Raw genomic sequence first — 771 nt, 5'->3', positions numbered from 1 at the left:
CTTCCTTGATGGCGATGGAGTTCACCTTGTTGCCGTTGTGTTCCACCTTGGTGGGACGCACAGCGGCGGTGGGGCAAGCAGACACGGCCAAAGGAATTTCGCAGAGCTGGTCAGCCCATTCGTGGTCGACCATCGGGGGCTTGCGGTGGATACCCACAAGGCCGATGTCCGAGCAGTGCACGGCGCCGCACATGTTGATGCAGCAGGCAAGCGCGATGCGCACGGGGGCGGGCAGACGCATGGACTTGAAGTCTTCAAACACGGCGTCCATCACGGCCTTGACCGGGCCGGAGGCGTCGGTCGCGGGGGTGTGGCAGTGCACCCAACCCTGGGTGTGCACCATGTTGCTGATGCCAGCGCCGGTGCCGCCCACGGGGAACTTGAACGAGCCACCGTCAAACTTGCGGCTGTTCAGGTCGTCGCGCAGGGCCTTCATGCCGGCTTCGCTGTCCACCATGAATTCAATGTTGTTACGGGTGGTCCAGCGCAGGTAGCCGCCACAGTGCTTGTCGGCGATGTCGCACAGCTCACGGATGTGAGTGATGGACATGGTACGGGTGCCGCCCACGCGGACGGTGTAGCACTTGTCGCCACTTTCGGCCACGTGCACGAGCACGCCGGGCTCCAGAATTTCGTGATAGAGCCACTTGCCGAAGTTGTTCTTGATCACCGGCGGGAAGTATTCATTATACTTATGGGGTCCGATGTCAGTAATGCGGCCTTCCATCGGTTTTGCGGGATTGTACCCGGAAGAAATAAAAGCCATGTTCT

1 protein-coding gene is annotated in these 771 nt (G+C 60.4%); it reads right to left on the bottom strand.

Annotated features, from left to right (window positions below):
- A partial coding sequence (locus NE637_RS15325; protein ID WP_256267795.1) for a ferredoxin-like domain-containing protein occupies positions 1-766 on the bottom strand: 766 nt, incomplete at its 3' end.
- Positions 767-771 lie beyond the last annotated feature (5 nt).

This window comes from Desulfovibrio desulfuricans (assembly GCF_024460775.1).
In the GTDB taxonomy this organism is placed as follows: domain Bacteria; phylum Desulfobacterota; class Desulfovibrionia; order Desulfovibrionales; family Desulfovibrionaceae; genus Desulfovibrio; species Desulfovibrio desulfuricans_E.
This window is presented reverse-complemented; position numbering and strand designations above follow the sequence as displayed.